We start from the raw sequence: 6,320 nt of genomic DNA, 5'->3' as shown, positions 1-6,320 counted from the left end.
CAGCCATATCGGTTCGCAGATCTTCGAGGTCGACGGCTTCGAACTCGCCGCGCACCGCGTCATCGGCCTGCTGCGCGAGGTGGTCGGCGAATTCGGTCCGGAGAAGACGGCGCAGCTGTCGACCGTCGATCTCGGTGGCGGTCTGGGTATCTCGTATCTGCCACCGGACGATCCGCCGCCGATAGCCGAGCTGGCCGGCAAGCTGAGCGCCATCGTGAGCAAAGAGTCCGCGGCCGTCGGATTGCCTGCACCCAAGCTGGTGGTCGAGCCCGGGCGTGCCATCGCCGGGCCGGGCACCATCACGCTGTATGAAGTCGGCACCGTCAAAGACGTCGACGTGAGCGCCACGGCGAACCGCCGTTACGTCAGCGTCGACGGCGGCATGAGCGACAACATCCGCACCGCACTGTATGACGCGCAGTACGACGTTCGGCTGGTCTCGCGGTTCAGCGATGCACCGGCGACGCTGTCGCGCATCGTCGGAAAGCATTGCGAGAGTGGCGATATCGTCGTGCGCGACGCGTGGATGCCCGGCGATGTACAGCCCGGCGACCTGGTTGGGGTGGCCGCGACCGGCGCTTACTGCTATTCGCTGTCGAGCCGGTACAACATGATCGGCCGTCCCGCTGTGGTGGCGGTGCGCGATGGGCGGGCCCGCCTGATCCTGCGCCGCGAGACGGTCGACGATCTGCTGAGTCTGGAAGTGAGGTGAACCGTGCCCGGTGACGAAAACGCCGTCGGCGTAGCGGTACTCGGGTTGGGCAATGTCGGTAGCGAAGTTGTCCGCATTATCGAGGACAGCGCTGAGGATCTCGCGGCCCGCATCGGCGCTCCGCTGGTGCTGCGTGGCATCGGGGTGCGCCGGCTAGCCGCCGATCGAGGTGTGCCGGTCGGCATGCTCACCGACGACATCGAAGAACTCGTTTCGCGCGACGACGTCGACATCGTCATCGAGGTGATGGGTCCGGTGGAACCGGCCCGCAAGGCGATCCTGGCTGCGCTTGAGCGCGGCAAGTCCGTTGTCACGGCGAATAAGGCGTTGCTGTCCACCTCCACCGGCGAATTGGCACAGGCCGCGGAAAACGCGCATGTCGACCTGTATTTCGAGGCGGCGGTCGCGGGCGCCATCCCGGTCATCCGTCCGCTGACCCAGTCCTTGGCCGGTGACACGGTGCTGCGGGTCGCCGGCATCGTCAACGGCACCACCAACTACATCCTTTCGGCAATGGACAGCACCGGCGCCGACTACGACAGCGCCCTCGCCGATGCCAGCGCGCTGGGCTACGCCGAGGCCGATCCCACCGCCGACGTCGAAGGCTACGATGCCGCCGCCAAGGCGGCGATTCTGGCTTCGATCGCCTTCCACACCCGGGTGACCGCCGATGACGTGCATCGCGAGGGCATCACCAAGATCACCCCCGCCGACTTCGTGTCCGCGCGGGCGCTGGGTTGCACTATCAAGCTGCTCTCCATCTGCGAGCGCATCACCACCGACGAAGGTCAGCAACGGGTTTCGGCCCGGGTCTACCCGGCGCTGGTGCCTTTGTCGCATCCGCTTGCCTCGGTCAGTGGAGCGTTCAACGCGGTGGTGGTCGAGGCCGAGGCGGCGGGACGCTTGATGTTCTACGGCCAAGGGGCGGGCGGCGCCCCTACCGCCTCGGCGGTGACCGGTGACCTCGTGATGGCCGCCCGCAACCGCGTGCTGGGCAGCCGCGGACCACGTGAATCCAAGTACGCTCAGCTTGCCATCGCGCCAATGGGTTTCATCTCCACGCGCTACTACGTCAGCATGAACGTCGCTGACAAGACGGGCGTCTTGTCGGCAGTGGCAGCCGAATTCGCCAAGCGCGAGGTGAGCATCGCCGAGGTCCGCCAAGAAGGTGTCGTAGACGAGGGAGGGCGACGGGTGGGGGCCCGCATCGTGGTCGTCACCCACCACGCCACCGAAGCCGCACTGTCGGAAACCGTTGAGGCGCTTGCCGACTTGGACGTGGTGCAGCGGGTCGCAAGCGTGCTGCGCATGGAAGGAACCACGCTGTGAGCGCCCCCCGGACTGCCATCCACCAACCGTGGCCGGGTGTGATCGCGGCTTACCGCGACCGGCTGCCGGTCGGCGACGACTGGACCCCGGTAACGCTGCTCGAGGGTGGCACCCCGCTGATCGCCGCACCCAGGCTGTCCGAAAAGACCGGCTGCACGATCCATCTCAAAGTCGAGGGGCTCAACCCGACCGGTTCCTTCAAAGACCGCGGCATGACGATGGCGGTCACCGACGCGGTCGCCCGCGGGCAACAGGCCGTGCTGTGCGCATCGACCGGAAACACCTCCGCCTCGGCGGCCGCATACGCTGCCCGCGCCGGCATCACCTGCGCGGTGCTGATACCACAAGGCAAGATCGCGATGGGCAAGCTTGCGCAAGCGGTTATGCACGGCGCCAAGATCATCCAGATCGACGGCAACTTCGACGACTGCCTCGAGCTGGCCCGCAAGATGACCGCCGACTTCCCGACCATATCCCTGGTCAACTCGGTCAACCCGGTGCGCATCGAGGGCCAGAAGACGGCGGCGTTCGAGATCGTCGACGCGCTGGGCGCGCCACCCGACATTCATGCCCTGCCGGTCGGCAATGCGGGCAACATCACCGCGTACTGGAAGGGCTACACCGAATATCACCGCGACGGCGTGATCGACAAGCTGCCCCGCATGCTCGGCACTCAGGCCGCAGGGGCGGCGCCCTTGGTGCTCGGCCACCCGGTGAGCCACCCCGAAACCATCGCTACCGCGATCCGCATCGGCGCACCGGCGTCGTGGGCCTCGGCCGTCGCAGCCCAGCAGCAATCCGACGGGCGCTTCCTTGCCGCCACCGACGACGAGATCCTGGCCGCATACCACCTGGTGGCCGGCGCCGAAGGCGTTTTCGTCGAACCCGCGTCCGCGGCCAGCATCGCCGGCCTGCTCAAGGCCATAGACGACGGTTGGGTGGCTCGCGGGTCGACGGTGGTGTGTACGGTGACCGGCAACGGTCTCAAGGATCCCGACACGGCGCTGAAGGATATGCCGAAAGTGTCGCCGCTGCCGGTTGATCCGGTCCTCGTCGTCGAGAAGCTCGGGCTCGCCTAGTGGTCAAGGCGGTGACGCAGAAACTGCCTGCCGGGTTGGTAGGAAGCGCGGTCGTTTCCGCGTCGAGCGCGAACCTCGGCCCGGGCTTTGACAGCATCGGCTTGGCGTTGAACCTCAGCGACGAGATCGTGGTCGAGACAATAGATTCCCAAGATTCCGCTCTAGTGGTGCTGGTCGAGGGCGAAGGCGCCAACCAGGTGCCGTTGGGTCCCGACCACCTGGTAGTGCGCGCGGTCATGCGTGGGCTGCAGGCCATGGAGGTCAGCGCTTCCGGCCTGGTGGTGCGCTGCCGCAACGCCATTCCGCATTCCCGCGGCCTGGGCTCGTCGGCGGCTGCCGTGGTGGGTGGTCTGGCCGCGGCAAATAGTCTTGTCGCACAGATCGATTCGACGCCGCTGAGCGAAGCTCAGCTGATCCAGCTGTCTTCGGAGTTCGAGGGTCATCCCGACAACGCCGCGGCTGCAGTGCTGGGCGGAGCGGTGGTGTCGTGGACCGAGCACAGCGGCGATCAGCCTGTCTACTCGGCGGCAGCCCTGCGGCTGCACCCGGAAATCCGGCTTTTCCTCGCGATTCCCGAGGAGCGCTCGTCGACGGCGGAGACCCGGGTGCTGCTGCCCACGCAGGTCAGCCATGAAGACGCCCGGTTCAACGTCAGCCGTGCTGCGCTGCTGGTGGTGGCACTATCCGAACGGCCCGATCTGCTGATGGCCGCCACGGAAGACGTGCTGCATCAGCCGCAACGCGCCCCCGCGATGCCGGCAACGGCGGAATATCTGCGGCTGCTGCGGCGTCATAACCTGGCAGCAACACTTTCCGGGGCGGGACCTGCGATTATCGCGCTAAGCACGGAGTCGCAGCTGCCCATGGAAGCGTTGCGGTACGGCTCGGCCAATGGATTCAACATCACCACGATGACCGCCGGCGACGGAGTTCGCTGGAGCCCGGGAGTCACAGTCCCAAGTTGATCCATGCCTTTGCCGGTGGGTTTGCTTGCTTCCGACAGTGAAGCGGGCTATCCTCGGAGCCGTCCAGCAATCGCAGCATCTGCATCTGCATCCATACTGCCTAACCGCTAGGACAACTACCAATTCTTCTCGTGAACGAGGTTCGCCGTTTTAAGCCGCCAAATCCTGGCGATCAGCGTTGCAGAGTCGATGATTGGGCGCACTCGGCGAATTGGCTGAATGCAACGAACCCCTCGTATGACCTGATCAGCGGGGGAAGAAAGGAAATCCGTGACTGATACGGACCTCATCACGGCTGGCGAAAGCACCGAGGGCGGTGCGCCGTCGAATTCCGTGACCACAGACACTTCAGACGTCAAGACCGCTGCATCGGGCGGCTCCCTGTCCACCATGGTGCTGCCCGAACTGCGCGCGCTGGCGAATCGAGCCGGCGTCAAAGGGACGTCTGGCATGCGTAAGAACGAACTGATCGCCGCAATTCAGGAAAGTCGGGGACAGGCCAACGGCGCATCCGCCGGCGGTGCCCCATCAGCTCCGGCACCTGAGGACACCGGTACTGCGAAGGCGGAGACCGCTACCGAAGCACCGGCCGCCAAAGAGCACGACAAGAAAGAGGAGCAGAGCGATTCGTCGGCCGAGGCGCCGCGTCGCGAGCGCCGTGGCGCCTCCCGGGACGCGGGATCGGCTTCTCACACTGCCACCGAACCGGATCGCGAAGGCGCGACCGCCGACGAGGATGGCAGGCGCCAGAAGGGCCGACAAGACGCCAAGTCGGACGAGAACGGAAAGTCGGACGAGAACAAATCCGACGCCGGCAGTGACCAGGGCGGAGACCAACAAGGCTCGGGTGGACAACAGGCTCGGGGCGGCTCCAACCAGCAAGATGACGACGGCGAGGGCCGTCAGGGCCGGCGGGGACGCCGGTTCCGCGACCGCCGCCGCCGCGGTGAACGAACGGGCGAAGGTGGCGCCGACGCCGAACTGCGTGAAGATGACGTCGTCCAGCCGGTGGCCGGCATCCTTGACGTCCTCGACAATTACGCCTTCGTCCGCACCTCCGGCTACCTGGCCGGCCCACACGACGTCTACGTCTCCATGAATATGGTGCGCAAGAACGGCTTGCGGCGCGGCGACGCGGTAACCGGTGCGGTTCGGGTGCCCAAGGAGGGCGAGCAGCCCAACCAGCGGCAGAAGTTCAACCCGCTGGTGCGCCTTGACAGCGTCAACGGCGGATCGGTCGAGGACGCCAAGAAGCGGCCAGATTTCACAAAATTGACGCCGTTGTACCCCAACCAGCGGCTGCGTCTGGAAACCACGCCGGACCGGCTCACCACCCGGGTCATCGACCTGATCATGCCGATCGGCAAGGGCCAGCGCGCACTGATCGTGTCGCCGCCCAAGGCCGGCAAGACGACGATCCTGCAGGACATCGCCAACGCGATCACCAAAAACAACCCCGAATGCCACCTCATGGTCGTGCTCGTCGACGAGCGACCTGAAGAGGTCACCGACATGCAGCGATCGGTCAAGGGCGAGGTCATCGCCTCCACCTTCGACCGGCCGCCGTCCGACCACACCCAGGCCGCCGAGCTGGCCATCGAGCGCGCAAAGCGCCTCGTGGAGCAGGGCAAGGACGTCGTGGTGTTGCTCGACTCGATCACCCGCCTGGGGCGCGCCTACAACAACGCGTCGCCCGCGTCGGGTCGCATCCTATCCGGTGGTGTCGACTCCACCGCGCTGTACCCGCCCAAGCGCTTCCTGGGTGCTGCGCGCAACATCGAGGAAGGCGGATCGCTGACGATCATCGCCACCGCGATGGTTGAAACCGGATCCACCGGTGACACGGTCATCTTCGAGGAATTCAAAGGCACCGGCAACGCAGAACTCAAGCTGGATCGCAAGATATCCGAACGTCGGGTCTTCCCCGCGGTCGATGTCAACCCCTCGGGCACCCGCAAGGACGAGCTCCTGCTCTCGCCCGACGAATTCGGCATCGTGCACAAGCTGCGCCGCGTCTTGTCGGGTCTGGATTCCCACCAGGCCATCGACCTGCTGATGTCGCAGTTGCGCAAGACCAAGAACAACTACGAGTTCCTGGTTCAGGTGTCCAAGACGACACCCGGATCGATGGACAACGACTAGGCCCGCGCCGGGAATGCGCACGCGCAGCCCAGTGTTTGGGGTGATGTAGGTTGACCTGGCATAATCGACGGTCGACTACCCCAGGACCAACTT

The 6,320-nt window shown here is 65.7% G+C and carries 4 protein-coding genes and 1 pseudogene; all 5 read left to right on the top strand.

Going from position 1 to position 6,320, the window contains the following annotated elements; genetic code table 11:
* Positions 1–712, top strand: a pseudogene (locus tag VML93_RS36480) (diaminopimelate decarboxylase); the annotation flags it as partial.
* Between the two features lie 3 nt (positions 713–715).
* Positions 716–2,041, top strand: a complete 1,326-nt coding sequence (locus tag VML93_RS36475; protein WP_325618427.1) for a homoserine dehydrogenase — start codon at positions 716–718, stop codon at positions 2,039–2,041.
* On the top strand, positions 2,038–3,120 hold the full coding sequence (thrC, locus tag VML93_RS36470) for a threonine synthase (protein WP_325618425.1): 1,083 nt from the start codon (positions 2,038–2,040) through the stop codon (positions 3,118–3,120). The genes VML93_RS36475 and thrC overlap by 4 nt, the downstream gene beginning before the upstream one ends.
* An 11-nt stretch (positions 3,121–3,131) precedes the next feature.
* Complete coding sequence (gene thrB, locus VML93_RS36465) at positions 3,132–4,085, top strand: homoserine kinase (protein WP_325618423.1); 954 nt, start codon at positions 3,132–3,134, stop codon at positions 4,083–4,085.
* Between the two features lie 270 nt (positions 4,086–4,355).
* Positions 4,356–6,227, top strand: coding sequence for a transcription termination factor Rho (gene rho / locus VML93_RS36460; protein ID WP_325618421.1), 1,872 nt, complete (start codon positions 4,356–4,358; stop codon positions 6,225–6,227).
* The last annotated feature ends 93 nt before the right edge of the window (positions 6,228–6,320 follow it).

Source organism: Mycobacterium sp. (assembly GCF_035499775.1).
Classification (GTDB): domain Bacteria; phylum Actinomycetota; class Actinomycetes; order Mycobacteriales; family Mycobacteriaceae; genus Mycobacterium.
This window is presented reverse-complemented; position numbering and strand designations above follow the sequence as displayed.